Genomic DNA, 26,152 nt, shown 5'->3' on the forward strand with positions numbered 1-26,152 from the left:
TTCGCCGGAGCCGAAATTAGCGAACCGAACAACTTGCTCCCACCCGGTGCCGCTTCCGCTGATGATCCCAGTCTGGTGAGCCTGGTTGTACGAGTCGCCGGCCACCCTCCTGCGGGGGCGCCGGAGGGTGGCCGTGCCGGGTCAGGGGCGGTGGTTGGACAGGACGAGCGTGGCGGCGGAGGCGAACATGCCGCCGTTGCCGAGGACCACGCTGACTTCGACGCCGGGCACCTGGGCCGCCGCCTCACCGCGCAGTTGCCGTACGGACTCCTGGATGGCGAACATCCCGTACATGCCGGTGTGGGTGTAGGAGAGGCCGCCGCCGTTGGTGTTGAGCGGCAGGCGGCCGCCGGGGGAGGTGTGGCCCTCGGCGATGAACGGCCCCGCCTCGCCGCGCTTGACGAAGCCGAGGTCCTCCAGCCCGTAGATCGGCACGTGCGCGAAGGCGTCGTAGATCATGAGGTGGTCCACGTCGTCGTGGGAGATGCCCGCCTCGGCGAAGGCGGCCTCGCCGGAGCGGCGGAAGGCGGCGGAGGTGGTGAAGTCCTCCATCTGGGAGATGATCGGCGACTCGGCGGACTCGCCGGAGCCGAGCAGGTGCACCGGCGACCTGCGGGCGCGCTCCTCGGTCGTCACGATCAGCGCGCCGCCGCCGTCGGTGACCAGGCAGCACTCCAGCAGGTGGAAGGGGTAGGCGACCATCCGGGAGGCGAGCACGTCCTGGACACTGATCAGGTCCTGGTACATGGCCCGGGGGTTGAGGTGCGCCCACCGGCGCTGTGCGACGGCGACCTCCGCGAGTTGCTCGTGCGTCAGCCCGGTCTCCTTCATGTAGCGCAGCGCCGTCAGCGTGAACATGGTGGGCGGGCCGAGCACGCCGTACGGCAGCTCGAACTGGCCGATCAACGAGTCGGGGCCGAGGGCCGGCCGGGGCGCGCCGACCCGCGACCGCCCGGACTCGCCGTGCGTGATGAGCACGGTCGTGCACAGCCCGGCCCGGATGGCCGCCGCGGCGTGCCGTACGTGGAAGAGGAAAGACGAGCCGCCCACCCCGGTGCCGTCGAGCCAGGCCGGCGTGATCCCGAGCGCGTGGGCGATCTGGATCGGGCCGGGCATGCCGACGGTGGCGACGCCGTCGATGTCGTCCTTGGTCATCCCGGCGTCGGCGAGGGCGTTGCGCGCGGCCTGGAGGTGGAGCTGCGCGGTGGACATGTGGGGCAGCTTGCCGAGCTCGTCGGTCTCGGCCGCGCCGGCGATCACGATGTTCATGCGGCGGCCCCAATCGAGGCGGGGGTGAACAGGGGGACGTGCACGTCGCCGCGCCGTTCGAACACCACGCGCAGCTCCATGTCCAGGGGCAGGTTCTCGGGCGTGATCTCGACGCCGACGATGTTCGTCATCATCCGCACGCCCTCCTCCAGTTCCACGACCGCGATGGCGTACGGCCCGTCCTGCTCGAAGCCGGGCGCCGGGCGATGGCTGATCACGTACGAGTAGAGGGTGGCCCTGCCACTGGCCGTCACCCACGTGACGTCGTCCGAGCCGCAGTGCGGGCAGGCGGGCCGTGGATAGAAGTAGTGCCGTGAGCAGGCGCGGCAGCGCTGGATCCGCAGCCGTCCCTCCGCCGTGCCGTCCCAGAACGGCTGGGTCTCCGGCGTCGGCTTCGGGACGGGCTTGTGCGATGCGGTCATCGTTCTCCTACGAGGCGGAGGAAGTATTAGAGCCGAATTCTAGAACTCCAATCTAGAGTTGGCGAGGGTCCGTTGTCAGGGGCTCGGGACGCCGTTGCCGCGCCGGCCGCGACCGGCCAGCAGGTCGTCGAGGGACGGCGCCGGCTCGGGATTGCGCGGCCCCGGCTGGGCGAGTTGCACCAGGACCCCGTGGGCCTCCTTGGGGTGGAGGAAGACCTCGCGCCAGCGGGGCTCGGCGAGGTTGAGGCCGAACAGCCGGTAGCCCCGCTCGCGCAGAGCGGCCACGGCTGCCTCGATGTCGGTGACGTGGAAGTTGAGGTGGTGCACCCCGCCTCTGCCGCGGGTGAGGTCGAAGAAGCTGTCGAAGAACGAGGATCCGGCCAGCGGCTCCATCAGCTCGATCTTGCTCCCGTTGGCGTACCTGAGCTGGAGCGTCCGGTAGCCGTTCACCACGTTGTCGCCCCCGCCGAGATAGACGCCTCCCAGCAGGTCGCGGTAGATCGGCAGCAGGTCCCTGATGCGCGGCGCGGCGACGGCCGTGTGGTCGAAGGCCGCGTCCAGCCCGGCCAGTTCCTCGGCGATGTCCACCCGTCCTCCTTCGATCGAAATCCTAGAATCTCATTCTAGTCATCCGATTCCCAAGAAACACCATGCTCACAACCCTTGACTCCAGCCGTGAGGAGGCGGAGCATTCGTGGAAATGAATTCTAGAGCTGACTTCTAGAACTCATTGCCGGGACGGGGGCTGACGAGAAAGGCGTGTCAATGGGCCTGTCCTACGTACGCGAGCTCGACGAGTACCCCACCGGGGCTCGTCGCATGAAGATCCTCACGATGGCCGTGCTGGCCGTCCTCATCGGCTCCTATGAGGCGCAGATCGCCCCCGTGGTCCCGTTGCTCCTCAAGGACCTCGACATGTCCCTCGCGACGTACGGCGCGGTGTCCGGGGCCGCGGCGGTCGCGGGGGCCGTCGCGTCGGCGGTCGGCGGCAGGCTCACCGACCGGCTCGGCAGGGTGCGCCTGCTGGTCCCGCTGATGCTGCTGACCGCCGTGTGCTGCTTCGCCATGACGCTCGTCCACAGCTCGAGGGACCTGTTGATCGCCAGGATCGTGCTGGCCTTCGTCGACGGGGTGGCGATGGCGAGCACGGCGCCGCTGGTCCGCGATTTCTCACCGCGCCTCGGCCGGGCCCAGGCGTTCGGCTTCTGGACCTGGGGTCCGGTGGGGGCCAACTTCCTCGCCGCCGCCGTCGCGGGCTGGACGCTGCCGATCTTCGACGACTCCTGGCGGTCGCAGTTCGTCATCATGGGCTGCTTCTCGCTGGTCATCTCGATCGTCATCGCGTTCAACATCGCCGACCTGTCGCCCGAGCTGCGCGCGCAGATCCAGCACACCGAGCGCCAGGCCGCCGACGTCGTCGACCTGACCAGGCCGGCCAGGGCCACCTCGCTGTTCGTCCGGCGCAACATCTGGGCCCACGTGATCGGCATCTCGCTGTGGCTGGTGCTCTACATCACGCTCACGCTCTTCGGCCAGACCATGCTGGTCGGCGCGCTGGGCATCACGGCCGCCGAGGCGTCCACGATCATGGCGTGCTTCTGGAGCCTCAACCTGATCACCCTGATCGTCGCCGGCCGCCTCTCCGACCGCACCCAGCTGCGCAAGCCGTTCACGCTTGGCGGCACCGTGGCGGCCGTGCTCGTCACCGCCTACCTGGCCTCGCTCCTCGGCGGCCAGGGCGTCTCCAGCGGCATGCTCATGATCGTCGGCGCGCTGCTCGGCGGCTCGCTCGGCGTGGCGTACGGACCGTGGATGGCCAACTACTCCGAGGACGCCGAGGATGTCGACCCGCGGCTGCAGGGCACGGCCTGGGGGCTGTTCGGCTTCCTCACCAAGGCGATCGCCGTGGTCGGCCTGCTCGTCATCCCGCACGTGGTCGAGGCCACGAGCTGGCAGACCTGGCTGGTGGTCTCCCTGGTGTGCCTGGCGCTGTTCGCGCCCGCCGTCTTCCTGTTCCACGGCCCCTGGCGGCGTGAGCGCGCCGAGACCGTGGACGGCCCGGAGGCCAGGGTCGCGGTGGCCGAATAAGGCCCGCCTTCACGAATCACGCCGGCGGGTAGCCGCCCAGGCCCCTGCCGAGCAGGTCGAAGACCCGTTCGACGTCCGCGCGGTGGGCGCGCTCGATCTCCTCGTCGGGCCCGCCCTCCCGGACCCGCTGGCGCAACCGCCGGTAGAGCGCCCGCTGCGCGCCGACCAGCGTCGAGGCCACGATGCGGGGCAGCGGGTCGCCGGGCTCCGCGCCCGCCTCGGCCGCCAGCGCGTCGGCGAGGACCCGGGTGATGCGCTCGTTGACCTCGTGCATCTTCCGCTCCAGCGACGGGTTGCCGCTGACGAGGTCGAAGAAGCTGCGCGGGTGGACGAGGTCGCGTCGCATACCCGCGACGAACCGGGTCTGCGCCAGGCACAGCGCGCGGAAGGAGTCGAGGATGGAGACCCCGGCCGGGCGGTCGGTGACCGCCGCCAGCGACATGGCCTCCCGGTCCTCGGCCCGGTAGAAGACCAGGTCCTCCTTGGTCGGGAAGTGGTTGAACACCGTCTTCTTCGATACCTGTGCGGCCGCCGCGATCTCGTCCACGGTGACCTCGTCGAATCCCCGGGCCCGGAAGAGCGCGTTCGCGGTGTCGGCGATGAGCTGCCGAGTCCGGCTCTTCTTCAGCTCCCGCAGTCCCCCCGCACTCATGGGCACAGCGTATCGGCCTCCTTGGTTACACCTGGTGTACTGTTACACCAAGTGTAATGAGTTGGGAGGCGGGATGACGCATCCGGCGGTGGAAACCATCGGCCTGGCCAAGCATTACGGCGACGTCGAGGCCGTGCGCGGCATCGACCTGACCGTGCGCAAAGGAGAGATCTTCGGCTTCCTCGGCCCGAACGGCGCCGGGAAGTCCACGACGATCAGCATGCTCTGCACCCTGACCACGCCCACGTCCGGCGACGCGCGCGTGGCCGGCTACGACGTGGTGCGCGAACGCGACAGCGTGCGGCGCTCGATCGGGCTGGTGTTCCAGGACCCGACGCTGGACGGCTATCTGACGGCCGAGCGCAACCTGCGCTTCCACGCCGAGCTGTACGGCGTGCCCCGCGCGGACGTCGGTCCACGGCTGCGGGGAGTGCTCGAGATGGTGGGGCTGTGGGACAGGCGCGCGGCCAAGGTCGCGACGTTCTCGGGTGGCATGAGACGAAGACTGGAGATCGCCCGCGGCCTGCTGCACTCGCCGCGGGTGCTGTTCCTCGACGAGCCCACGGTGGGCCTGGACCCGCAAACCAGGAGCTCCATCTGGTCCTACATCCGCGAGCTCAAGGAGGCCGAGGACATCACGGTCTTCCTGACCACCCACTACATGGACGAGGCCGAGCACTGCGACCGCATCGCCATCATGGACGGCGGCCGGATCATCGCGCTCGACACCCCCGCCGCGCTGAAGGCCGGCGTCGGCAAGGACCGCGTCCAGATCCAGACCGACGACGGCGCGGCGGCCGTCGCCGCACTGGACGAGCGGTTCGGCATCCGGGCCGTCGCGTCCGGGGACGTGGTCGTCTTCCACGTGGACGAGGGGGAGCGGTTCGTGCCGGAGCTGTTCTCCCGGTCGGGGCTGCCGATCCGGTCCGTCAGCGTGGCCCGGCCCAGCCTCGACGACGTGTTCATGTCGTACACGGGCCGGTCGATCCGCGACGCGGAGGCGACCGGCGGCGCACGCGGCCCGGGCGCGCTCGCGGCGGCGCGAGGAGGCCGGCGATGACGTTGCCCGTCACGGCGGTCCGGGTGCCGGGGCGCAGTGCGATGAGTGAGCTGCGCGCCGTCAAGGTGGTCTGGCAGCGCGAGATCATCCGGTTCTTCAACGGCCCGCTGCGCATCCTCACCTCTCTCGTGCAGCCGTTCCTGTTCCTGTTCGTCCTCGGCACCGGTCTGTCGCAGCTCACCTCGGGCGGCACCGGGGGGCTCGGTCTGCGGACCTTCCTCTACCCGGGCATCCTCGCCATGGCCGTCCTGTTCACCGCCATGTCCTCGGCCGCCTCGATCGTCTGGGACCGGGAGTTCGGCTTCCTGCGGGAGATGCTGGTCGCGCCGGTGTCCCGCGGGGCCGTCGTCCTCGGCAAGTGCCTGGGCGGGGCCACCGTCGCGGCCTTCCAGGGCCTCGTCGTCATCTGCATCGCCGGTCCTGTGGGCGTCCCGTACGCGCCGGGCCTGATGCTCGGCGTGTTCGGCATCCAGGTGCTGCTGGCCTTCACCATCACGGCCTTCGGGGTCGCGATGTCCGTGCGCGTCAGGCAGATGCAGTCGTTCATGGCGCTCAACCAGCTGCTGATCATGCCGCTGTACTTCATGTCGGGCGCGATGTTCCCCGCGTCGAACCTGCCCGCGTGGCTGACCGCGCTCAACCGGATCGACCCCCTCTCGTACGCCGTGGATCCCATCAGGCGGCTGGTCTTCGCGCATCTGAACCTGGCGCCGGCCGTACGCGCCCGGCTCGCGCCGGGGCTGACGTGGGGCGGGTGGCACGTGCCCATCTCCGTCGAGGTGGCCGTCCTCGCGATCCTCGGGCTCGCCCTGCTCGCGACCGCGATCGCACAATTCGGCAGAGCGGACTGAGCTGGGCGGTCCGGGTGCGGCTCGGCGAGAAGTTCCGACTATCGGAACGAGCGGTTCTACTTTGCGTGTTCATTAAGTAACTTTCCGCAAGGGATACCGGCTCGCCGAGCGAGGAGGCCGTGCATGACCGCGGACACCGTGGACACGTCCATCAAGGAGATCACCGGCGTCGGTGACACCGGCGGCGTCGCCGCCGTCACGAGCGCCGTCCGGGGACGGGTCGACGAGCTGCTGGCCGGTTTCCTCGACGCCCGGCGTCCCCCGGTCGGCGATCCGGACGTCGCCGAGGGCTACCGGCTGCTGCGCGAGTTCGTGGTCGAGGGCGGCAAGCGCATCCGGCCGCTGCTGTGCTACTGGGGCTGGCGGGGCGCCGGCGGCGAGGAGGCGCACGAGGACCGGGCCGTCCTCACCGGCGCGGCGCTTGAGCTCTATCACGCCGGTCTGCTGATCCACGACGACGTCATGGACGGCAGCGAGCTGCGCCGTGGACGCCCGACCATCCACAGGGGGCTCGCCGGAACCCCGCGGTGGACGGGTGCGGAGACCTTCGGCCGGTCCGCCGCCATCCTGCTCGGAGTGCTCGCGCAGGCGTGGGCGGACGAACTGCTCGCGGACGCCTCCGCCGGCGACGTGCGGGGGCGCGCGGCGCGCGAGCTGTTCAACCGGATGCGCACGGAGGTCGTCACCGGGCAGTACCTCGACATCCTGGCGCACGCCCGCGCGGACGCGGACGTCGAACAGGCCCTGACGGTGATCCGCTACAAGACGGCCCGATACACCGTGGAGCGCCCGCTGCAGATCGGCGGGGCGCTCGCCGGGGCCCCGCCCGCCCTGCTCGAGGCGTACTCCCGGTTCGGCCTGCCGCTCGGAGAGGCGTTCCAGCTGCGCGACGACGTCCTCGGCGTCTTCGGCGACCCCGCCGTCACCGGCAAGCCGGTCCTCGACGACCTGCGTGAGGGAAAGCGCACCGTGCTCATGGCGTACGCGTACGCGCGGGCGCGAGGGCCGGAACGGGACCGGCTGCGGACCTGGCACGGCGCCCCCGACCTGGACGAACGGCGGGCGGCCGAGCTCCGGCAGATCATCGTGGACACCGGCGCCCTCGGCGAGGTCGAGGACCTCATCGCCCTGCGGGCCGGGCAGGCGCTCGACGCGCTGCGTGGCTGCGCGATCGCCCCGGATGCGGCGCGGGCGCTCACGGTGCTCACCGAGCGGCTCACCCGCCGCGTCCGGTGAGGCGCGCGTTCGGTACGCCCGCCTCTCTCACGACTCCCGCCGCCGGGATACTCCGGCCGCCTCCGCGTGCGGCCGCACGGGCACCCGGCGCACCCGGTGCGGCCCTGTCCGGGCCGGTAGGACCCTGATCTTTCCTTCCCCCTCCGCCGCTCGGCGACGAGCGTGACCAGTCACCGAACAACCGGCCGCCGTGCCGATCACAGATGGGGTGATGTGCCGTGACCGAAAACACCATGCCGACCGACAACCGGTTGAGCCTCAGCACCAGGGCCGCGCGCAACCTGGCGACGACGACCAAGACCCCGCCGCAGATGCAGGAGATCACCTCCCGTCATCTGCTGCGCGTGCTGCCGTGGATCGAGGCGGTGGGCGGCGTCTACCGGGTCAACCGGCGGCTGACCTACCAGATGGCCGACGGGCGGGTGACATTCGTCTCGACCGGGGCGGACGTGCGGGTCATCTCCGCCGAGTTGTGCGAGCTTCCCGCCCTGCGCGGCTTCGGCGACGCCGACGTGCTCGCCGCCATGGCCGACCTGTTCACCCAGCGGGAGTACGAGGCCGGCCAGGTCATCGCGCGGGCCGGCACCCCGATGGACGAGGTCCTGCTCCTGGCCCACGGCAAGGTCGACAGGCTCGGCGAGGGGGCGTACGGCAACGAGACGCGGCTCGGGGTGCTGGCCGACGGCGAGTACGTCGGCGAGCAGATGCTGGTGAACGCGGACGCGCGGTGGGAGTGGACGGTCAAGGCCGTGACGTCGTGCACCGTGCTCGCCCTCGGCAGGGAGGAGTTCGAACGGCTGCTCACCCTGTCGGACAGCCTGCGTGAGCACGTGCAGGCCTACCGGGAGAACCCGGACCGGCCGGTGAACCGGTATGGCGAGGCGGAGATCGCGCTGGCGGCGGGGCATGAGGGTGAGGCGACGCTGCCGGGGACGTTCGTGGACTACGAGCTGGGGCCGCGTGAGTACGAGCTGAGTGTGGCGCAGACGATTTTGCGGGTGCACTCGCGGGTGGCGGATCTGTACAACGAGCCGATGAACCAGACCGAGCAGCAGTTGCGGCTGACGATCGAGGCGTTGCGGGAGCGTCAGGAGCACGAGCTGGTCAACAACCGCGACTTCGGTCTGCTGCACAACGCCGACCTCAAGCAGCGCCTCCACACCCGTTCCGGCCCGCCCACCCCGGACGACCTCGACGAGCTGCTCGCCACGGTCTGGAAGAACCCGAGCGTCATGTTCGCCCACCCCAAGGCGATCGCGGCCTTCGCCCGGCAGTGCAACGCCCGGGGCATCTACCCGCAGACCGTGGAGTTCAACGGCCAGAAGGCGCCGGCCTGGCGCGGGGTGCCGCTGCTGCCGTGCAACAAGATCCCGGTGAACGACAAGGGCATCAGCTCGATCATGGTCATGCGCCTGGGGGAGAAGGACCAGGGCGTCGTCGGCCTGCGCCGTACGGGACTGGTGGACGAGTACGAGCCCGGCCTGTCGGTGCGCTTCATGAGCATCGACGACAAGGCGATCATCTCCTACCTGGTGACCACCTACTACTCGGCGGCCGTCCTGGTCCCCGACGCCCTCGGAATCCTGGAGAGCGTCGAGGTCCTCTGATGTCCTCCTACCGGCTGCCGGACTTCTACCTCCCTTATCCGCCCCGGCTGAACCCTCATGTGGAGACCGCCCGGGCGCACACGCGGGGGTGGGCGGCGGAGATGGGCATGCTCGACGATCCGGACATCTGGACCGAGGAGTCGCTCGACGCGATGGACTACGGCCTGATGTGCGCCTACACCCATCCCGACTGCTCCGCCACCGAACTCGACCTGGTCACGGACTGGTACGTGTGGGTCTTCTACTTCGACGACCACTTCCTGGAGACGTTCAAACGCAGCAGGGACCTGGACGGCGCCCAGGACTACCTGGACCGGCTCGACGCGTTCATGACGGACGACCCGCCCGAGCCGTCCAACCCCGTGGAGCGGGGCCTGGCCGACCTGTGGCCCCGCACCGTGCCCGCCATGTCCGAGGCGTGGCGGCGCCGGTTCGTCCGGGTCACCCGGGACCTCCTGCAGGAGTCGATGTGGGAGCTGTTCCACATCGAGCGCGAGGCCGTCTCCAACCCCATCGAGTACATCGAGGAACGCAGGAAGGTCGGCGGCGCCCCGTGGTCGGCCGCGCTGGTGGAGCACGCGGCCGGCGCGGAGCTGCCGGCCCGGCTGGCGGATCGCCGGCCGATCCGGGTGCTGACCGAGTCGTTCGCCGACGCCGTGCACCTGCGCAACGACCTGTTCTCCTATGAGCGGGAGGTGCTGAAGGAGGGCGAGCTGTCCAACTGCGTCCTGGTCTGCGAGCGCTTCTTCGGCTGCGACACCGAGCGGGCCGTGGAAATCACCAACGACCTGCTCACCTCCCGGTTGCACCAGTTCGAGCACACCGCGCTGACCGAGCTTCCGGCGCTGTTCGCCGACGAGGGGGTCCTGCCGCCCGAGCAGGCGCTGGTCCTGAGCTACGTCAAGGGACTGCAGGACTGGCAGGCGGGCGGACACGCCTGGCACACCGCCTCCAGCCGCTACACCAAGACGGCGGGAGAGACCGGCTTCCTCGGCATGAACGTGGCCCGCGCCCACCTCACGGGCGCGGGCGGCCTGCGCAACCACACCCACCGGCCCTTCTCGGAGGCCTCGGTGCGGCTGCCGCAGCCGTACATGCCGTTCGAGGTGCGCGACAACCCGCACCTGGACGCGGCGCGAGCGGCGGACGTCGAATGGTGCGCCGCCATGGGCTTCTTCGACGGGGTTCCCGGCATCCCGGCGACCGCCGTCTGGAACGAGCCGCAACTCGTCGGCTTCGACCTCGCCCTGTGCGCGTCCGGCATCAACCCGGACGCCACGGCCGACGAGCTGATCCTGGCCACCAACTGGCTGGCCTGGGGAACATACGGCGACGACTACTATCCCCGGGTCTACGGGGCGGCGCGCGACCTGGTCGGCGCGAAGCTCGGCAACCGGCGGCTCAAGGAGTTCATGCCACTGGACCTCGTCCCGCGCCTGACCCCGGTGACGGGGTTGGAACGCGGGCTGGCCGACCTGTGGCCGCGCACCGCCGGGCCGCTGCCGGAGGGCTCCCGCCGGGCCTTCCGCACCGCTGTCGAGGAGATGATCGACAGCTGGGTGTGGGAGCTGGCCAACCAGGCCCAGCACCGCGTGCCCGACCCGGTCGATTACATCGAGATGCGGCGCAGGACGTTCGGCTCGCAGATGACGATGAGCCTGGCCAGGCTGGCGCCGGGCCGGGTCATCCCCACCGAGATCCACCGCACCCGCGAGTTCCTCGGCATGACCGACGCCGCGCAGGACTACGCGTGCCTGATGAACGACCTGTTCTCCTACCAGAAGGAGATCCAGTTCGAGGGTGAGCTGCACAACGCCGTCGTGGTGCTGGGCACCTTCCTCGACTGCGTGCCCGACGAGGGAGTGGCCGTGGTGGACGCGCTCATGACCAGCCGGATGAGGCAGTTCGAGCACATCACCACCGTCGACCTGCCCGCCCTGCTCGACCGCATCGAGGCGGGGGAGACCGTACGGGAGTCGGTCGAGGGATATGTGTCCGACCTGCGCAACTGGATGGCGGCGATCCTGCGCTGGCACCAGCGGTCCCGGCGCTACTTCGAGGAGGAGCTGCGCAGGGGTCAGGCGGCCAGGTGGTCGCAGGGCCCGACGGGCCTCGGCACGGCCACCGCACGCATCCTCTCCCTGGCGCCGCAGGTTCACCGGTCGCCGGCGCTCACGACGTCGTCCGTGACGGCGCCCGCTCTCGCGCCGTCTGATCTCACGGCGTCCGATCTCACGGCGTCCGATCTCGCAGTGCCGGCTCACTCGCTGCCGGTGGGGGCGCCATGACCGCGTCGCGCCTGACCCTGAGCACGGCCGCCGCGCGGAACCTGGCGACCACCACCAAGACGCCGCCGCAGATGCGGGAGATCACTCCCCGGCACCTCCTGCGCGTGCTCCCGTGGACGGAGGTCCAGGGCGGCGTCTACCGGGTCAACCGCCGGCTCACCTGCACGGTGGGGGACGGGCGGGTGAGCTTCGCCTCCACCGGGGCGCGGGTCCGCGTCATCCCGGCCGAGCTGTGCGAACTGCCGTCCCTGCACGGCTACGGCGACCTGGACACCCTCGGGGCGCTCGCGGACCGGTTCGTCCAGCACGACCTGCGCCCGGGCGACCAGGTGCCGCCGGGACAGGTGGTGCTCGTCGCCCACGGCAAGATCGCACGCGTCGGCGCCGGCGCGTACGGCGGCGAGGCCCTGCTCCAGGTCCTGGCCGACGGAGACCACCTGGGGGACCTCACCGGTCCGGGCGCCGCTTCCGCCAAGGCCCTCACCTCCTGCATCGTCCTCGTCCTCGACCGGTCGGCGCTGGACAACCTGACCGTGCTCGCCGGCGGCCTGCGCGAGCATCTCGGCCGTCCTCCCGCGGCGCGGCCGGTGAACCGGTATGGCGAGGCGGAGATCGCGCTGGCGGCGGGGCATGAGGGTGAGGCGACGCTGCCGGGGACGTTCGTGGACTACGAGCTGGGGCCGCGTGAGTACGAGCTGAGTGTGGCGCAGACGATTTTGCGGGTGCACTCGCGGGTGGCGGATCTGTACAACGAGCCGATGAACCAGACCGAGCAGCAGTTGCGGCTGACGATCGAGGCGTTGCGGGAGCGTCAGGAGCACGAGCTGGTCAACAATCGCGACTTCGGTCTGCTGCACAACGCCGACCTCAAGCAGCGCCTCCACACCCGTTCCGGCCCGCCCACCCCCGACGACCTCGACGAGCTGCTCGCCCGCCGGCGCAGCTCGCACTACTTCCTCGCCCATCCCCGGGCCATCGCCGCCTTCGGACGGCAGTGCACCCGGCGCGGGGTGTATCCGGACGTCACGGAGGTGAACGGGGCGACGGTCATGGCGTGGCGGGGGGTGCCGATCCTGCCCTGCGACAAGATCCCGATCACCGAGGGCGGGCTCAGCTCGATCGTGGTGATGCGCACCGGGGCCGAGAAACAGGGCGTCGTCGGCCTGCGCCGCACCGGGTTGACGGACGAGTACGAGCCCGGCCTGTCGGTGCGCTTCATGGGCGTCGACGACAAGGCGATCATCTCCTACCTGGTGACCACCTACTACTCGGCGGCCGTCCTGGTGCCCGACGCCCTCGGCGTGCTGGAGAGCGTCGAGGTGAACTGAGGCGCGCCTCCGGCCGGGGCCTTCGGGAAGCATCCCGGCCGGGGGCGGTTCCTCGGGTCAGGTCAGCTCAAGACCGCCGTCGAGGGTGAGGACCTGGCCGGTGAGCCAGGTCGCGGCTGGGTCGGCGAGGTGGAGGATCCACTCGGCCACCTCGCCGGGCTCGCCACGCCTGCCGAGGGGGATGCGGCGGGCCTCGTCCTGCTTGATCTGCTCGACGACGGCCTCGGGAAGGCCGGCGGCGGTGAGTGCCTCACTCTCGGTCGGCCCGGGGGCCAGGGCGTTGACCCGGATCCCGTCCCCGGCGAGTTCCAGCGCCCAACTACGGGTGAGCTGCTCGATCGCGGCTTTCGAAGCGGCGTAGTGCGCCCCGCCGGGCAGCGGCCGGTGGCCGTAGGTGCTCGAGATGTTGACGATCGATCCGCGTGTTCCGCGCACGTGGGGCAGCGCCGCCCGGGCGAGCAGGCTGGGCGCTGTGACGTTGAGGTCGAACAGGTCGGTGACGCGCGCCGCCGTCGTCTCGGCCAGCGGCATGACCGTGGTCGCGCCGGCGTTGTTGACCAGCACGTCCAACCGCCCCCAGCGGTCGACGGCCGTACGCACGATCGTCTCGGGCCCGCCCGCGACGCGAACATCGGCGGCGAGTGCGGTGATGCGCGGGTGCAGCTGGGCGGTCTCCTCGAGGGCCTGTGCGCGGCGGCCGATCCCGAGGACCTGGGCGCCGGCGTGCGCAAAGGCGAGGGCGGCGGCGCGGCCGATGCCCGAGCCCGCACCGGTGACGATGACGACCCGGCCGGCGAAGCGGCCGGTTGACTGTCCGGTCAACAGGACTCCCGTTGTTCGATGTTCGCGAAACATCGAACAAGCTACCATCGGTCCATGAAGCAGGCGCACCACCCCGAACTGGACGAGATTTCCCTCACCGCGGTCATGGCGGCGCTCAGTGACCCGATCCGGGTGGGTCTGGTCCGGTTGCTGGCCGACGGGCGGGAGCGCGGATGGGGGGAGCTGCGGGCCCCGGTCGCCAAGTCGACGCTCAGCCATCACCTCAGGGTTCTGCGCGACGCCGGGATCACCCGCACGCGTCAGGAAGGCACCCGCTGCTTCGTCGTGCTGCGCCGGGACGATCTGGAGACCCGGTTCCCCGGCCTGCTCGCTCCCGTGCTGGCCGCGGCGGAGTGCGACGGAGTGGGCCGGCAGGTCGCGCTGGCGTCCTCGGGCCACGCGCCGCAGGGCTGCTGAAGAGTCGCAGGGGAGAGTCCGCGGGGATCAGGAACCGCAGGGCCGGGGGAAACCGCGGAGCCTTGGAACCGCGGAGCCGGAGAACCGCAGAGGAGCCGCGCATTCGCCCCCGCGTTCGCCCCTCATACGCGCTGCGGCGCGGCTAAGGTGACCGCTGGCCGATGAGGATGTGGTTCACGAGCGTCGCGGGGTGGGGTTGTTCGTACCGTTGGATCGCGCCCGCCGGGCGGAGGCGGCCTCCGCCCTGGGCAGCCTGGAACGCGGGATAGAAATCCTCCTGTGCCTGGCCGCCGGCATGAGGCCGATGAACCTGACCCAGGTGCACCGGTCCACCGGGTTCTCCAAGACCACCACCCATCGCCTGCTCGGGACCCTGCAGCGGCGGGGCCTGGTCACGCGCACGGGCGGCGACTACACGGTGGGCGGACGCCTCGCCGACCTCGTGGCGCCGCGCGGCTGGGCGGTCCAGGGCCGTCGCCTGCCCGGCTCCCGCAGGGCGGTCCTGCCACACCTGCTCCAGCTGTACGAGGCCACCCGGCAGACGGTCAACCTGGCCGTGGCGGACGGGTTCGAGGTCGCGTACGTCGAGCGGTTGTACGGGCACAACCGGATCAAGTCGCCGTCGGACGGCGTCGACCGGGCGCCGCTGCACTGCACGGCCACGGGCAAGGTGCTGCTCGCCTACAACGCCGGTCTGCGCGCAACGTTCCTCGCCGCCCCGCCCATGCGGCGGATGACCGGCCGTACGGTGACCGCGCCGGCCGTGCTGGAACGCGAACTCGCGGCCATCCGCGGCGAGGGCGTGGGATACGCGCGGGAGGAGTTCGCCGAGGGGGTGTGCTGCGCCGCCGCGCCGGTCTTCGGCCCGGACGGCGGGGTGTGCATGGCCGTCGCGGTCGCCGCGCCGGTGGGGGCGGCGGCGCTGCCGCGAATGGGCGCGGCCGTGCGCAGGACCGCCCACCAGATCACCGGCGCTCTCCTCCTGTGATCCCCTGTTCGCGGGCTGGGGCCGCCGGGTTCGGGGAAGGCTCGACCGAGTCGAGCGGCGGGGCCTGGGCCGCTCCGGCCGCCGGCGCCACGGACCGGCGTGACCGTCGGTGGTCTCAAGGAGAGTCATGCGTCGAGGACCCTACGCGTCCCGCTTGATCGGCCGGGCCGGCCTCGTCGCCGTACCGGTGACCGTGCTGCTCACGGCCTGCGGGACCACGGAGCCTCAGGTGCGGCCGCGGCCCGTGGCCACGGGCGGCCCGGCGTCCACCACGATCCCCGCAGCCACGGTCCCCGCATCGCCTTCGCCCAGCCCGTCGGTCGTCTCGGCCGCGGACCATCCCGAGGCGTGCCGGGACGGCGACTGCGAGGTGGCGGTCCGCTCGGGGGACCGGCTGCGGCTCGACCGGAAGACCGGCCTCGACGCGATCACGATCGCCTCACTCGACCAGGGCGAGTTGCGGCTGCGGTTCCAAGCGGGCGCGGGCGCCTTCCAGGTCGAGGGCACGAACACCGACGTCAGTCAGGACTGCGTCAACGGCCGCTGCCGGACGGAGGGCGGACTGACGCTGGCCGTGGGACGGCCCGGCAAGATCGGCGACATCCGCTTCCGGCTCGCGAGCGTGGCACCCGACCACGCGGTGTTGGTCCTGTCCCCGGCGTGACCGGCGCTTCTGCGATGGAAGATCTGGGTCGACGCCGCCGTCGAAGGGATGACCGGGTACGTCATCACACGAGCCAGGCCACGGGCCGTACCTGATCCGCAGCCGCGAGACGAGCCGCGCCCGCGCGAGGAGGTGCCCGAAGCTCTGCGAGAGTTCGCAGCCGCCTGGCGCTACGTCTGATCCCGGATCACCAGTGGAACCAGTGAATGCGACGGCAACTGCTGCACACGAAGCAGGTGGCGTCGCGGTTGGCCCAGTCGAGATTCATGAACGTCATGCCCGTGGTTTGGAGTTTCCACCGGCGGTGCTCGAACAATTCGTTCTCGCACGTGTCGCATTTCAGATTGCGGCCGTTGGGGAGCGTGACCGGCTGTGGTTCGTCCATCTTTCGATGCTAGGTCGTGAATCGTCTTCTTGGTCTGGCCGCGAAAACCTGCCGTGACCGGAAACGCGCCGAACGGCTCAAAGGGCGTTGTTCCTGCGGCCCAGCTCGAGCGCGGGCGGGGTCGCGTCGATGACGACGATCATTTCGTCCACATAGCCGTCGAGGTCGTCCAGCCGTATCCACTCCTCCCCGGCACGAATCTGGTGAAAGCGGAAAGTGCCATTCGTCTCATTGGCGGCGGTGATGCACCGGACGGGGGGCCGATCGGGCAGGCGACGCGCGAGGGCGTGGACGGTGCCCGACAGGACGATGCCCTGCCTGAGCATGTGGATTTGGTGATCACGGCCGACACGCGGGCGCCCGAGGTCGTCGATCGACACGACGACGTCCGGATGGTCGTCGAGGTGCCGGCTGTTGGAGTCGCACTCGACGCCCGTCAGGTCCATGTGATCGTGAGGCGAGAGCTCGTGCGAGTATCCCGGTGCGAACAAGGCGCCGCTGCCGTCGCGTACGAGGCCGCCGCCGAGCAGGAGCCGCTGGAGATCGGCGGCGTCGACTCCCGCCAGTCCGAGGTCGTGCTGCGGAAACCCCAGGGCCTCGGCCGCGGCGTCGTTCATCCGGACGGTGATCACCACCTGAGGTTGCGCGGGGACGCGGGAAAGGTCAAGCCGGGTATCCGGGTATGGGCTACGGTGGCCGTCTGTGGACGTCTATGGTGCGATCGCCTCGTTCGCCGTCATCGTGGCGCTGCTCACGCTCACCCCCGGCCTGGACACGGCTCTGATCCTGCGCACGTCGCTGCTCGCCGGCAGGAGGTCGGCCTGGGCCGTGGTGCTCGGCATCCAGGTGGGCACCCTGCTGTGGGGTCTGCTCACGGCCGCCGGACTGTCCGCTCTCCTCACCGCCTCCCACGTGGCGTACGAGGTGCTGCGCTGGGCGGGCGTCGCGTACCTGATCTGGATGGGCGGCAGGATGCTCTGGCACAGCCGCACGAGCCAGGCGGACGACCCGGCGCCGCCGGACCCGCCGGAGGCCGGATGGGGACGGGCGTTCCGGCGGGGCCTGCTGACCAACCTGCTCAACCCGAAGGTGGGCGCCTTCTACGTCGCGGTGCTGCCGCAGTTCATGCCCCAGGGCGTGCCGCACGCGGTGATGGGCGTACTGCTGGCGGGCGTTCACGTCTGCGAGGCGCTGGTGTGGAGCGCCGTGCTCATCGGGTTCACCGGGATGGTGCGCGGCTGGCTGCGCAGGCCGTCGGTCAAGCGCGCCCTGGACCGGCTCACCGGCCTCATCGTCATCGGCTTCGGTCTGCGCCTGGCGGTCCAGCAGTCCTGAGCCGCCCGTCGTACGGGCCGACTCCGCACACCTCGGGGACTGCGGCGATCGGGACCTCCTCGGTGAGGGCGCGGACCAGCAGGGCCTCGACGCCGCGCAGCATCGCCTCGGCGATGTCCGGGGGCAGGTAGGCGGTGTCCACGATGAGGCTGAGCCGTCCGGTGTCGGGGGCCGAGACGACCGTGAAGAACGCCTTGAAACGGACACCCGGCCAGGCGTTCGTGACGTACGTCCGGGTCTTCTCGGTGAGGCGGGCCACGTCCTCGTCGGGGCCGGCGGGAGGCAGGCCCGGCCAGGTGCCGACGGTCCGCCTGTCATTGAAGAACGCGTCGAGGTCCGGCTCCCGGCCGCGGCGGCGGCCGATCTCCTCGCGCATGGCCTGCATCTCGAACGGGTCGTAGTGCGCGTTGCGGTACGCCCTGAGCGCCCCGCGGTGCGCGGCCCGGCAGGCGGCGGCGAAGTCCGTGGCGGGCAGGTCGAGCACGAACAGGCCGTCCTGTTCCACGGTGCCGACCATCGTGCGGGTGCGCGCGTCGCGGCGGTTGCTGTGCACGAGCTGCATGACCGCGCGTGGACGGCCGCTCACGGTGGCCAGCACGGTGGCGCAGGCGGCGAGCAGCACACTGGTCGTGCTCATCTTCCAGCGCTCCGCCAGCCGCTGTGCCGCGGTGGCGAGCGCCACCGACTCCATGCCGACCTCGATGAACCGCGGGTCCTCCGCCTCGCGCGGCGGATGGTCGAACACGTCCAGCGGTCCCTCCGCCAGCACGGAGTGCCAGTATCGGACGGACTTGGCCGAGCGGGCGGGGTACGGCTCCTCGCGCTCCGCGGCCGCCTGGTCCATCGGCTGCCACTCGGCGGGCGGCAGTTCCTCGCCGCGCAGCAGGGCCTTCCACTCCTCCGACAGCGTGTTCAGCGCCTGGAAGTCCACCGCCAGATGGGAGAAGGCCAACGCCAGCGCCATCGGGCGGCCGTTCTTGACGACGACGGCGCAGCGCAGCGGCAGGTCTCGGTCGTGGGCGAAGGCCGTACGGCCCAGTTCGCCCGCGAGCCGCTCGGCGACCCGCAGCGCCCGTTCCTGTCCCGCCTCCACCAGGTCCACGGCCAGCTCGCCGCCGCGCCCGACCCGCTGCACCGGGCCTTCCGGCGTGAGGGCGAAGGTCGTACGCAGGCTCTCGTGGCGTTCGAGCAGCACGCGCAGTGCGTCCAGGACGCTGCCGAGGTCACGTCTGCCGTACACCGGGAGCACCCACGGGCAGCTCAGGAACGTCTGGCTGTCGCCCATCAGGTGGACCGCCCGCCATATCAGTCGCTGTCCCCAGGTCAGCGGCGCCTCGCCGTCCCGCGTGCCGCTGAACGCCACCGTCACCATGAGCCCGTCGTCCCTCGGGAGGCCGGCTCGTCGCCGAGGCCGATCTCCACGCCGTAACCGAAAAGTTTCGACACGATGCCCACTCCATGATCGGCATAGAAATGCCACTCGGTCCGGTTTTGGTCCCCCCGGAAGTCCCCGTGCAAGGGAAGAATAGGCAACAGGTACGGAAGGGCAACAGTGAAAAATCGAAAGTCTATCTCCGAAACTTTCGAAAGGGGGACGTCGAGGCTCGGAGTTACCTCTTGTCCGGCGCGACGATCGTGATCTTGTTGCGGACGGTGTCGATGCGGTTGGCGGGTGGCGCGCCGTCGGTCTCGTCGTCGCGGAGCATCATCTCGCTCTGCCGCTGCTCCAGCTGCACCCGCTTGGTGGAGAGGAAGGCCGCCGTGAACTCGTCGAATCCGGTGGCCGAGATGGACCGGCCGGACTTGCGAACCTTGGCCGCCCACCGCCACAGGCGTTCGAGTAGGGCCAGAAGAATCAGCGCGCACGCCACCATCTCCATGATCCTGACCGTACCTCCCGTCCTTCCCGGGCGTCCTCGTTCCCGAGGATCCGGTATGGCCGACGGAGGCGACGGCATGCCGCCCGGCAAGATCGTTTGTCTGTCCGGCCTCGTACGATGTCCCCCATGACCAGCCACGGTTTCACGCTCACGGCAGAAGGCCCGTTCGACTTCGGCGCCACGTTGCGCTTCGTCGAGGACTGGCCGGCCACCGGCGGGCTGCCCTCCGACGGGCGGGCGCTGCGCTTCGCCTACTGCGCGGAGTCCGACTGGCTGCCGATCGGCGTGACCGTGACCCCCGCGCCGGACGGCGTCGCCGTCGCCACGACGCGGGCAGCCGGGCCGCGGATCCGGGGCGAGGTGGCGCGCATCCTGTCCCTCGACGTGGACGGCTCCGGCTTCGCCGAGGCCGGCGAGGCCGACCCGGTTCTCGGCGACCTGCAGCGGAAGAGTCCCGGCCTGCGCCCGCTGTGCTTCTGGAGCCCCTGGGAGGCGGCCTGCTGGGCGGTGATCGTGCAGCGTTCGTCGATGCTCATCGCCGCCCGGCTCAAACAGCGCATCGCGGAGCGATACGGAGCGAAGGTCGTCGTGGACGGAGAGACGTACGCCGCCTTTCCTCCGCCCATGACGCTGCTGCAGGCCGGTGGCCTCGGCCTGCCCGCGCAGAAGGAGGAGTGGCTGCGCGGGCTGGCCCGCGCGGCGCTCGACGGCGTGCTCACCGCCGAGCATCTGCGCGCGATCGACCCCCAGGAGGCGCTGGCCGAACTCCGCGCCCTGCCCGGTGTGGGGCCGTTCTCCGCCGGCCTGATCCTGATCCGCGGCGCGGGGGCGCCGGACGCGTTCCCGGGCGACGAACCACGCCTGTTCGCGATCCTGCGTGAGGCGTACGGCCTGCCGGATGACGCTCCGCCTGCCGCGTACCGGAAGGTGGCCGAGGCGTGGCGGCCCTACCGATCCTGGGCCTCCTTCCTGTTCCGCGCGTCGGGCTACGGCGTGATGGACGACGACCGGCCTCCGAGCCGACCAGCGCGGGGCCGCTGAACCTCGTGTGGCGAACAGCGCGAGGGGCGGCGGGCTCGCGAGGCCATGCCGAGGTCGTCTCGCTGCGTCTGAGAAGACGATGAACGGGCCGGGGAATCGTCTCATCGTATTCTCATGCGGGCTGAACATTGGATGAGACTTCATCGGCCGGGCCGCTTCTGCCGCATTGGGTGATAATCGTCCACGCGCCCGCTCTGAGCTGGCGTCATAAGAATCGCGTAAGCGGGCCGCCGTGGACGTGCGAACATTTAAGGATCGTCCCGGCCGCGGAAAAGGCCGATACGTTCTTCGGTGAAGGCGAAATCCGGTGCGGACACCCTCTCTGTCCATTGAATTCCGCGCCGGTGGTTTTCCCCGAGGAGGAAGCAATGCGTGCAAAAGTGACCGCCGGACTGCTGACCGCCACCGTCGGCGCCTGCGTGCTCGTCCCGACGGCGTCGGCCTTCGCGGCGACCGGTGAGCCGGGCGCCCCGCGACCCGTGGCCACCACGACCCCCAAGCAGGACCCGAAGCAGACCCCCAAGCAGGACCCGAAGCAGGACCCCAAGCGGAATGACGGCGAGAAGGACTCCCGCCCCGCCGCGGCCACCTCGCTGACCATCGCCGCCTCGGCGGGCGAGGAGACGGCGAAGCGGTCCCGTTATGACCGGCGTGCCAAGCAGTTGGCGCTCTCGGGCTCGCTGACCTCCGGCCGATCGGGCCTGTCCGCCCAGACCATCGCCGTCTACTTCCGCAAGGCCGGCTCCACCCGCTACACGTACGTCACCTCCACGCGCACAGGATCGCGCGGGCAGTACAGCGTGAAGGTGGACAACGGCGGGACGGGCACCTGGAAGGCCGCCTTCGCCGGCACGTCGGCCAAGCAGCAGAGCTCGGCCACGGTGAAGGTCGCCTGACAAGCACGCCATGACCGGGGGCGCGTTTCCGAGGAGCGGGAACGCGCCCCTTGTTTTCCGACCGCCGCGGCCGTGTCCCGGCTCGCCGGCGCGACCGTCTCCACCGGCATGGTGTTCGCCTTGACCCTGACGCAGCAGGAGGCTCGACGATCAGGGCATGAGCGAGTACATCAGTCCCGTTCCCATGCCCGCGCTCGACGCGACCGCCCCCGAGATTTACCGGGATTACTACGGCATGCCGATGTTCGTCACCATCCCCACCCGCGACCTCGCGGTGTCGAAGGACTTCTGGACCCGCGGGCTCGGGTTCGTCGACCTGTTCTCCGTACCGGATCGACTGACCCACCTGCGGCGCTGGGCCTTCCAGGACGTCCTGCTCGTGCCCTCGGAACACGTGGGCGAGGTCCCGGCGATGAGTGTGAGCTTCGCCTGCGTCCTCAGCCAGATCGACCGGATCGCCGCCCACTGCGAGGAACTGGTGCCGGGATGCACCAGCGGCCCGAGGGAGATGCCCTGGAACTCCATCGAGCTGACGGTCGTCACGCCCGAGAACGCCCGGGTCGTGATGACGGCCGCTCAGCCGCTCGATCCGCGTAGCGCCCGGGCCGACGAGCTGCGGGCGATAGGCATCGAGATCCCAACCGAATGAGCATCCCGTACGTCCGTCTCAGGCCCAGGGCCTTCGGCGAGGTCGGCGATACTGGGCCGGTGACGAGCGACGCCCACCGACGGGAACCGGCCATCACCGGCTCGGACGGTTCCGACGGCCTCACCGTCGGCCGGGCGGCCGCGCTCGTCGGGGTCAGCGTGAAGACGCTGCACCATTGGGACGCCATCGGCCTCGTACGCCCGAGCGGGCGCACCTGGGCCGGATACCGGGTGTACTCCGGTGACGACGTCGCGCGGATCCACCGCGTCCTCGTCTACAGGGAGATCGGGTTTACGCTCGCCGAGATCGGCCGGGTCCTCGACGACCCGGGCACCGGCGCGCGTGATCACCTGCGCCGGCAGCGGGCGCTGCTCGTGGAGCGCATATCCCGTCTGCGGAAGATGGTCGGCGCGGTCGACCGCATGCTGGGGGCGTCGAGCACCGGCATGCGGTTGACCCCGGAGGAGCAGGTCGAGATCTTCGGCGACGACTGGCAGCCCGCCTGGGTCGACGAGGCCGAGGACCGGTGGGGAGACAGCGCGCAGTGGGCGCAGTACACCGAGCGGGCCGGCGAGATGACGCCGGAGGACTGGAAGACGGTCGCGGCCGAGACAGGCGCCCTGAACGCCGACTTCGCCGCCGCGAAGCGTGCGGGCCTCACGCCCGGGTCCGCCGACGCGAACGCCCTCGCGGAGCGGCACCGCGCGTTGATGTCGAGATATTTCGACTGCACGCACTCGATGCACGCCTGCATCGGGCGGATGTTCGCCGCCGATCCCAGGTTCGCGGCCCACTACGACGCGGTCGTGCCGGGCCTGGCCGTCTGGCTGCGCGACACGATCTGCGCGAACGCTGAGGCCCACGGCGTCGACCCGGAGTCCGCGACCTGGCGGTAGCGGGCGAAGGTCGGGCGCCGGCCGGTGCGGGTCTAACGGAGCAACCGCCCGAGCCGGGCGAATGTCCTGGACAGAGGGCCGCTCCTCGCCTCCGCCGCCCGCTCCGACGCGCGCACCGCGGCGAAGCCGTAGTCGGTCATCCGCCGCTCGTAGTCGCCGATCGCACCGGCGAGCGGCAGTCCCGCCGTGACGGCGCCGGACAGGGCACGGCACAGCACGGCCGCGTCAAGCAACGCGCAGTTGGCCCCCGAGCCCTGGGCCGGGCTCATCGCATGAACGGCGTCGCCCAGCACGGTGACGTTGGAAGGTCTCCAGGGCCCGACGGGGACGGAGCTGCTGATCGCCACGCAGAACGTCTGAGCCACCTCGGCGGCGGCCACCAAGGCCACCAAGTTGGGGTGCCAGGTCGCGATGCGCCGCTTCACGAACTCATGCAGTGCGGCGGCCGACGGCTCGGCGCCGGTGCCCGGCAGTTCGCGCGCGTCCACCGTCAGCGCCCACATCACATAGTCGCCTGGCCAGTACGGACGCAGCCCCGGCCAGAGCCTGGCGGCCGCCCTTGCCGGATCCTCGCGCAGCCGCACCAGACCCAGCGCCAGTCCGGCCCGGCCCGAGCGCACCGACATGAAGCCCTCGTGCAGCCGGGGAGGGAGCAGCCCGGCCATCTGCTCGTCGAGCAGGGTCCTGCCGTAGACACATCTCGTGCCCAGATCCTTGATCCGCGCATGCGGCAGCATCTGCCCGCGTACGCGTGAACCGATGCCGTCGGCGCCCACCAGCACGTCACCCATGACGCTGCTGCCGTCGGCGAACCAGGCGCGCACGCGCTCGCCCTCGTGCTCGTAGCGCGTGAACTCGGCGTCGTACCTGACCACGCCGTCCAGCCCGGCCAGGAGAACCTGGCGCAGCACCATCCGGTCGACCGGGGCGCTGAAGGTCGCGGGGTCGTCCCCTGCCGACACGCCGTCGAACGTCACGCCGTGCAGCTCCCGTAGGCGTTCGTCGACGACGGTGACTCGTCTGCTGGGCAGCCCGGCGGTGGCGGTGAACAGCTCGTAGAGGCGGGGCGGCAGACACTCGCGCAGCGCGCCCGCGCCCCGCGAGTCGAGGTGGAGGCGGTAACCCTGCGGCCGGTAATCGGGAGAGGGATCGCGCTCGTGGACCGTCACGCCGATTCCGGCCGTGCGCAGGCCGTGGGCCGCGCAGAGCCCACCCAGACCTCCTCCGATGATGACAACCTGTGGCGCTTCCGGCATCGGCACACACTCCTGTCAGGCGGCGCGCAATCTGGAATCCGCATCCCTTTCCATCCTGTGCGAGTCGCCGGTAGAGAAGCCTCGTCTGTCGCACTGGATCCGGACCCGCGCATACCGCCCGCGGCAGGGCGGAACTCGTCATCGACGCCTTCTCCGCGGGCCTGCTCACCATTACGGTGGCCCGCCGCCACGCCGCGGGCGTATGAGAGGGCACGCGCCAGGGGGGCACGCCGGCCGCGCACCGCCCCGGCCACGCTCCGTCGGACGATGCGTTGACGTACTCCTCACCCGGCAGGGTCGTCAGCGCAGGCCGAAATGGGGCAGGCAGGGCTCCAGACCGTGGATGTCGACGGGAACCGGGCTGGTGAACGCGCCGTGGTCCAGCCGCAGGCGTCGGGCGATGGCACGCCGGCCGCGCACATTGTGGACCGACATGCCATCGGGTCGGTAACCGAGTTTGCGGGAGACGGCCAGCGAGGAGCCGTTGTCCTCGAAGGCGGCGGAGACGGCCGAGAGAGCGCCAAGACCGGTGAAGGCCAGGTGGAGGACTGCGGCGCGCATCTCAGTGCCAAGACCGCGTCCCTGATAAGGGCGGCCGAGCCAGGAGCCGGTGTGTACCTCGCGGGTGACGGCGAAGTCGGTCGCGGACAAGTCCTGGACGCCGATGGCCTGCCCGTCATGGATGACGGCGAAATTGCAGCACCAGCGCTCAGGCCGCCACCGGGCGATTTCGCCAAGGTTGAACAGGACGACGTTTCTGGGAAGCTCGTCGCTCGGGACATCGGTCCACGGCGGAATGAAGGGCATGACTTCGGGGTCGTGGATGCCCTCAACCGCTCGGCCGGCCAGTTGATCGAGGTCCTCCAGCGTGGGCAGGCGCAGTTCCAGCCGGGGCGTGCTCAAGCGCAGCTTGAACAGAGGCCAGTGATCGGGCATGGCCACAAAGTGTCCAAGACGCTGCGGCGGGTGGCAAGAATGTCAGTCTTCAGGCCAGCGCCAGGCACAGCGCGAACGGGACGGGGATGAGCACAGCCGCGCCGGCCCAGGCCGCCAACCTTCGTCCGGTCTCAAGTGGGAAGACCACATCGATCACCACCACCAATGCCAGCATGAGGACGCCGGTCGCAGCCAGGAGAAGCATGACGACGCTCGCGTGATCGAGAGTGGTGTAGTTGCAGTTGGTGAGATTCGGCTTGGCAAGGTCCTCCGTGCTTTTGCAGTCCATCGGCATGTACTCGGTCAGCAGCCACCACGCCAGATAGAGCGGCACAATCGCGGGCACACCGAGCCCCAGGTTCACCAGAACGGGACCCCAGAGGCCACCCCTCGTTCCTCCCTCACGCCGGGTACGTGCATCAGTCCTGTTCCGGGCCATCGCCACGCTCTTTCTCGTGCTCCTGTCGGTCTCCGAGGAGAATCGGGACCACCTCGCATGGCACGCGATGATCGGCCACGTTACTCGGGTGAGCCCTGGAGCGGGGGGAGCGCGCCGATCACGGGGTGGACGTCAGGCTCCGCGTCTACGCAGCGCATCGACGGGCAACGGGAGATCGCCAACCAGCGTATAGAGAGCGCTCTTGCCTGACAAATGATCAACCGCGGAATACTGGTCTGATGAAATTCTCCCCTGAGCTCAGGAGTCGTCTGGCTGAGCTGAGAGGTGATCTCCTCTGGGGCCACCTCTCGGGGACCGCGCCGGAGGCCGGTTGGCCGGCGTGCGAACTGATCGAAGCGGGCCTTGACTCTCCAGCGGTGTGGGAGCTGGCAGGCCACACGTTGTCCATCGGATCGATGAGCGAAGTTGAACCGCTCGTCCGCGAGGTGATGGCGGAGAGCGGCTTCCCGCCCATCGATGTTCAGCGCACGCCGTGGGAGGTCGCCCGCGATGTCCAACAGTTGTGCCGGAACGCGAGTTCCGCGGACTTCTCACCGCCGGTCTCTCGCCCGGCGAGATCCACTCCAGGTTGAGGTCCTGCACGCATCGCGGACCGTGGATGACGGCGGCGCTCCAATACTGGACCAGTGTCGACGCTCGAAAACGGACCCATCTACCGGCCTCATGGGCCTAGATCGGGAAGGTGCTGAGCGTGGAGGACTGGGCGGAGATACGCCGGCTGCACCG

General features: G+C 70.4%; 27 protein-coding genes. 15 read left to right on the plus strand and 12 right to left on the minus strand.

Annotated features, from left to right (window positions below):
- Positions 1–141: 141 nt before the first annotated feature.
- The 3 genes from IL992_RS03005 to IL992_RS03015 all read right to left on the minus strand — a co-directional run bounded on the left by IL992_RS03005 (position 142) and on the right by IL992_RS03015 (position 2,279).
- On the minus strand, positions 142–1,269 hold the full coding sequence (locus IL992_RS03005; RefSeq protein WP_193201721.1) for a thiolase C-terminal domain-containing protein: 1,128 nt from the start codon (positions 1,267–1,269) through the stop codon (positions 142–144).
- Positions 1,266–1,691 (minus strand): Zn-ribbon domain-containing OB-fold protein, encoded by a 426-nt coding sequence (locus IL992_RS03010; RefSeq protein ID WP_193201722.1) that lies wholly within the window; start codon positions 1,689–1,691, stop codon positions 1,266–1,268. Before IL992_RS03010 ends, IL992_RS03005 begins: the two co-directional genes overlap by 4 nt.
- A gap of 75 nt (positions 1,692–1,766) precedes the next feature.
- Complete coding sequence (locus IL992_RS03015) at positions 1,767–2,279, minus strand: VOC family protein (RefSeq protein WP_193201723.1); 513 nt, start codon at positions 2,277–2,279, stop codon at positions 1,767–1,769.
- 177 nt (positions 2,280–2,456) lie between these two features.
- Here IL992_RS03015 and IL992_RS03020 point away from each other — a divergent pair, with 177 nt between their 5' ends.
- Complete coding sequence (locus IL992_RS03020) at positions 2,457–3,779, plus strand: MFS transporter (RefSeq protein WP_193201724.1); 1,323 nt, start codon at positions 2,457–2,459, stop codon at positions 3,777–3,779.
- Between the two features lie 16 nt (positions 3,780–3,795).
- Here IL992_RS03020 and IL992_RS03025 read toward each other — a convergent pair whose 3' ends face one another.
- Positions 3,796–4,431, minus strand: a complete 636-nt coding sequence (locus IL992_RS03025) for a TetR/AcrR family transcriptional regulator (RefSeq protein WP_193201725.1) — start codon at positions 4,429–4,431, stop codon at positions 3,796–3,798.
- Between the two features lie 73 nt (positions 4,432–4,504).
- On the opposite strand from IL992_RS03025, the gene IL992_RS03030 reads away from it, so the two are divergent.
- The 6 genes from IL992_RS03030 (at position 4,505) to IL992_RS03055 (ending at position 12,801) form a co-directional block, all read left to right on the plus strand.
- Positions 4,505–5,491 carry an ATP-binding cassette domain-containing protein gene (locus IL992_RS03030; protein WP_193201726.1) on the plus strand — a complete coding sequence of 329 codons (987 nt, stop codon included), beginning with the start codon at positions 4,505–4,507 and terminating at the stop codon, positions 5,489–5,491.
- The gene (locus tag IL992_RS03035; RefSeq protein ID WP_193201727.1) at positions 5,488–6,342 is read left to right on the plus strand and encodes an ABC transporter permease; all 855 of its coding nucleotides are present in this window, start codon (positions 5,488–5,490) and stop codon (positions 6,340–6,342) included. Before IL992_RS03030 ends, IL992_RS03035 begins: the two co-directional genes overlap by 4 nt.
- A gap of 123 nt (positions 6,343–6,465) precedes the next feature.
- A complete protein-coding gene (locus IL992_RS03040) occupies positions 6,466–7,578 on the plus strand; it encodes a polyprenyl synthetase family protein (RefSeq protein WP_193201728.1) in 1,113 nt (370 codons plus the stop codon).
- 233 nt (positions 7,579–7,811) lie between these two features.
- Positions 7,812–9,185, plus strand: coding sequence for a family 2B encapsulin nanocompartment shell protein (locus IL992_RS03045; RefSeq protein ID WP_193201805.1), 1,374 nt, complete (start codon positions 7,812–7,814; stop codon positions 9,183–9,185).
- Positions 9,185–11,473 (plus strand): terpene synthase family protein, encoded by a 2,289-nt coding sequence (locus IL992_RS03050; protein ID WP_226872097.1) that lies wholly within the window; start codon positions 9,185–9,187, stop codon positions 11,471–11,473. The genes IL992_RS03045 and IL992_RS03050 overlap by 1 nt, the downstream gene beginning before the upstream one ends.
- Positions 11,470–12,801, plus strand: a complete 1,332-nt coding sequence (locus tag IL992_RS03055; RefSeq protein WP_193201729.1) for a family 2B encapsulin nanocompartment shell protein — start codon at positions 11,470–11,472, stop codon at positions 12,799–12,801. Before IL992_RS03050 ends, IL992_RS03055 begins: the two co-directional genes overlap by 4 nt.
- Before the next feature lie 57 nt (positions 12,802–12,858).
- On the opposite strand, the gene IL992_RS03060 is transcribed toward IL992_RS03055, so the two are convergent.
- A complete protein-coding gene (locus IL992_RS03060; RefSeq protein WP_226872098.1) occupies positions 12,859–13,623 on the minus strand; it encodes an SDR family NAD(P)-dependent oxidoreductase in 765 nt (254 codons plus the stop codon).
- A gap of 54 nt (positions 13,624–13,677) precedes the next feature.
- Here IL992_RS03060 and IL992_RS03065 point away from each other — a divergent pair, with 54 nt between their 5' ends.
- The 3 genes from IL992_RS03065 (at position 13,678) to IL992_RS03075 (ending at position 15,692) form a co-directional block, all read left to right on the plus strand.
- The gene (locus IL992_RS03065; RefSeq protein ID WP_193201731.1) at positions 13,678–14,040 is read left to right on the plus strand and encodes an ArsR/SmtB family transcription factor; all 363 of its coding nucleotides are present in this window, start codon (positions 13,678–13,680) and stop codon (positions 14,038–14,040) included.
- 190 nt (positions 14,041–14,230) lie between these two features.
- On the plus strand, positions 14,231–15,028 hold the full coding sequence (locus IL992_RS03070) for an IclR family transcriptional regulator (protein WP_193201732.1): 798 nt from the start codon (positions 14,231–14,233) through the stop codon (positions 15,026–15,028).
- 127 nt (positions 15,029–15,155) lie between these two features.
- Entirely contained in the window at positions 15,156–15,692 is a 537-nt protein-coding gene (locus tag IL992_RS03075; RefSeq protein ID WP_193201733.1) for a hypothetical protein, read from the plus strand.
- 187 nt (positions 15,693–15,879) lie between these two features.
- On the opposite strand, the gene IL992_RS03080 is transcribed toward IL992_RS03075, so the two are convergent.
- On the minus strand, positions 15,880–16,077 hold the full coding sequence (locus IL992_RS03080) for a hypothetical protein (RefSeq protein ID WP_193201734.1): 198 nt from the start codon (positions 16,075–16,077) through the stop codon (positions 15,880–15,882).
- A gap of 77 nt (positions 16,078–16,154) precedes the next feature.
- The gene (locus IL992_RS03085; RefSeq protein ID WP_193201735.1) at positions 16,155–16,709 is read right to left on the minus strand and encodes a hypothetical protein; all 555 of its coding nucleotides are present in this window, start codon (positions 16,707–16,709) and stop codon (positions 16,155–16,157) included.
- Between the two features lie 70 nt (positions 16,710–16,779).
- Here IL992_RS03085 and IL992_RS03090 point away from each other — a divergent pair, with 70 nt between their 5' ends.
- Positions 16,780–17,412, plus strand: a complete 633-nt coding sequence (locus tag IL992_RS03090) for a LysE family translocator (protein WP_193201736.1) — start codon at positions 16,780–16,782, stop codon at positions 17,410–17,412.
- Here IL992_RS03090 and IL992_RS03095 read toward each other — a convergent pair.
- On the minus strand, positions 17,372–18,784 hold the full coding sequence (locus IL992_RS03095) for a condensation domain-containing protein (RefSeq protein ID WP_193201737.1): 1,413 nt from the start codon (positions 18,782–18,784) through the stop codon (positions 17,372–17,374). The genes IL992_RS03090 and IL992_RS03095 overlap by 41 nt on opposite strands.
- Positions 18,785–19,022: 238 nt before the next feature.
- Positions 19,023–19,292: a DUF6191 domain-containing protein gene (locus IL992_RS03100; protein WP_193201738.1), complete on the minus strand. Its 270-nt coding sequence runs from the start codon at positions 19,290–19,292 to the stop codon at positions 19,023–19,025.
- Between the two features lie 126 nt (positions 19,293–19,418).
- Between IL992_RS03100 and IL992_RS03105 the strand changes: the two genes are divergently transcribed.
- The 4 genes from IL992_RS03105 to IL992_RS03120 all read left to right on the plus strand — a co-directional run bounded on the left by IL992_RS03105 (position 19,419) and on the right by IL992_RS03120 (position 22,774).
- On the plus strand, positions 19,419–20,333 hold the full coding sequence (locus tag IL992_RS03105; protein ID WP_193201739.1) for a DNA-3-methyladenine glycosylase family protein: 915 nt from the start codon (positions 19,419–19,421) through the stop codon (positions 20,331–20,333).
- A 368-nt stretch (positions 20,334–20,701) separates the two neighbouring features.
- On the plus strand, positions 20,702–21,229 hold the full coding sequence (locus tag IL992_RS03110) for a dihydrolipoyllysine-residue succinyltransferase component of 2-oxoglutarate dehydrogenase complex (RefSeq protein ID WP_193201740.1): 528 nt from the start codon (positions 20,702–20,704) through the stop codon (positions 21,227–21,229).
- A gap of 157 nt (positions 21,230–21,386) precedes the next feature.
- Complete coding sequence (locus tag IL992_RS03115) at positions 21,387–21,878, plus strand: VOC family protein (RefSeq protein WP_193201741.1); 492 nt, start codon at positions 21,387–21,389, stop codon at positions 21,876–21,878.
- Between the two features lie 59 nt (positions 21,879–21,937).
- A complete protein-coding gene (locus tag IL992_RS03120; RefSeq protein WP_319018294.1) occupies positions 21,938–22,774 on the plus strand; it encodes a MerR family transcriptional regulator in 837 nt (278 codons plus the stop codon).
- Positions 22,775–22,806: 32 nt separating this feature from the next.
- Here IL992_RS03120 and IL992_RS03125 read toward each other — a convergent pair whose 3' ends face one another.
- The 3 genes from IL992_RS03125 to IL992_RS03135 form a co-directional block, all read right to left on the minus strand.
- Positions 22,807–24,030 carry an FAD-dependent oxidoreductase gene (locus IL992_RS03125; RefSeq protein ID WP_193201743.1) on the minus strand — a complete coding sequence of 408 codons (1,224 nt, stop codon included), beginning with the start codon at positions 24,028–24,030 and terminating at the stop codon, positions 22,807–22,809.
- Positions 24,031–24,330: 300 nt separating this feature from the next.
- On the minus strand, positions 24,331–24,966 hold the full coding sequence (locus IL992_RS03130) for a GNAT family N-acetyltransferase (protein WP_193201744.1): 636 nt from the start codon (positions 24,964–24,966) through the stop codon (positions 24,331–24,333).
- Positions 24,967–25,015: 49 nt separating this feature from the next.
- Positions 25,016–25,330 (minus strand): hypothetical protein, encoded by a 315-nt coding sequence (locus IL992_RS03135; protein WP_319018295.1) that lies wholly within the window; start codon positions 25,328–25,330, stop codon positions 25,016–25,018.
- Positions 25,331–26,152: the final 822 nt, after the last annotated feature.

It is taken from the genome of Microbispora sitophila (assembly GCF_014892245.1).
Taxonomy (GTDB): domain Bacteria; phylum Actinomycetota; class Actinomycetes; order Streptosporangiales; family Streptosporangiaceae; genus Microbispora; species Microbispora siamensis.

Bases quoted from the DNA above. Each gene is read 5' to 3' on its own strand.
- IL992_RS03005 (WP_193201721.1), bottom strand. From the start codon at position 1,269: ATGAACATCGTGATCGCCGGCGCGGCCGAGACCGACGAGCTCGGCAAG.
- IL992_RS03010 (WP_193201722.1), bottom strand. From the start codon at position 1,691: ATGACCGCATCGCACAAGCCCGTCCCGAAGCCGACGCCGGAGACCCAG.
- IL992_RS03020 (WP_193201724.1), top strand. From the start codon at position 2,457: ATGGGCCTGTCCTACGTACGCGAGCTCGACGAGTACCCCACCGGGGCT.
- IL992_RS03025 (WP_193201725.1), bottom strand. From the start codon at position 4,431: ATGAGTGCGGGGGGACTGCGGGAGCTGAAGAAGAGCCGGACTCGGCAG.
- IL992_RS03030 (WP_193201726.1), top strand. From the start codon at position 4,505: ATGACGCATCCGGCGGTGGAAACCATCGGCCTGGCCAAGCATTACGGC.
- IL992_RS03035 (WP_193201727.1), top strand. From the start codon at position 5,488: ATGACGTTGCCCGTCACGGCGGTCCGGGTGCCGGGGCGCAGTGCGATG.
- IL992_RS03040 (WP_193201728.1), top strand. From the start codon at position 6,466: ATGACCGCGGACACCGTGGACACGTCCATCAAGGAGATCACCGGCGTC.
- IL992_RS03045 (WP_193201805.1), top strand. From the start codon at position 7,812: ATGCCGACCGACAACCGGTTGAGCCTCAGCACCAGGGCCGCGCGCAAC.
- IL992_RS03050 (WP_226872097.1), top strand. From the start codon at position 9,185: ATGTCCTCCTACCGGCTGCCGGACTTCTACCTCCCTTATCCGCCCCGG.
- IL992_RS03055 (WP_193201729.1), top strand. From the start codon at position 11,470: ATGACCGCGTCGCGCCTGACCCTGAGCACGGCCGCCGCGCGGAACCTG.
- IL992_RS03065 (WP_193201731.1), top strand. From the start codon at position 13,678: ATGAAGCAGGCGCACCACCCCGAACTGGACGAGATTTCCCTCACCGCG.
- IL992_RS03075 (WP_193201733.1), top strand. From the start codon at position 15,156: ATGCGTCGAGGACCCTACGCGTCCCGCTTGATCGGCCGGGCCGGCCTC.
- IL992_RS03080 (WP_193201734.1), bottom strand. From the start codon at position 16,077: ATGGACGAACCACAGCCGGTCACGCTCCCCAACGGCCGCAATCTGAAA.
- IL992_RS03095 (WP_193201737.1), bottom strand. From the start codon at position 18,784: ATGGTGACGGTGGCGTTCAGCGGCACGCGGGACGGCGAGGCGCCGCTG.
- IL992_RS03100 (WP_193201738.1), bottom strand. From the start codon at position 19,292: ATGGAGATGGTGGCGTGCGCGCTGATTCTTCTGGCCCTACTCGAACGC.
- IL992_RS03105 (WP_193201739.1), top strand. From the start codon at position 19,419: ATGACCAGCCACGGTTTCACGCTCACGGCAGAAGGCCCGTTCGACTTC.
- IL992_RS03110 (WP_193201740.1), top strand. From the start codon at position 20,702: ATGCGTGCAAAAGTGACCGCCGGACTGCTGACCGCCACCGTCGGCGCC.
- IL992_RS03115 (WP_193201741.1), top strand. From the start codon at position 21,387: ATGAGCGAGTACATCAGTCCCGTTCCCATGCCCGCGCTCGACGCGACC.
- IL992_RS03125 (WP_193201743.1), bottom strand. From the start codon at position 24,030: ATGCCGGAAGCGCCACAGGTTGTCATCATCGGAGGAGGTCTGGGTGGG.
- IL992_RS03130 (WP_193201744.1), bottom strand. From the start codon at position 24,966: ATGCCCGATCACTGGCCTCTGTTCAAGCTGCGCTTGAGCACGCCCCGG.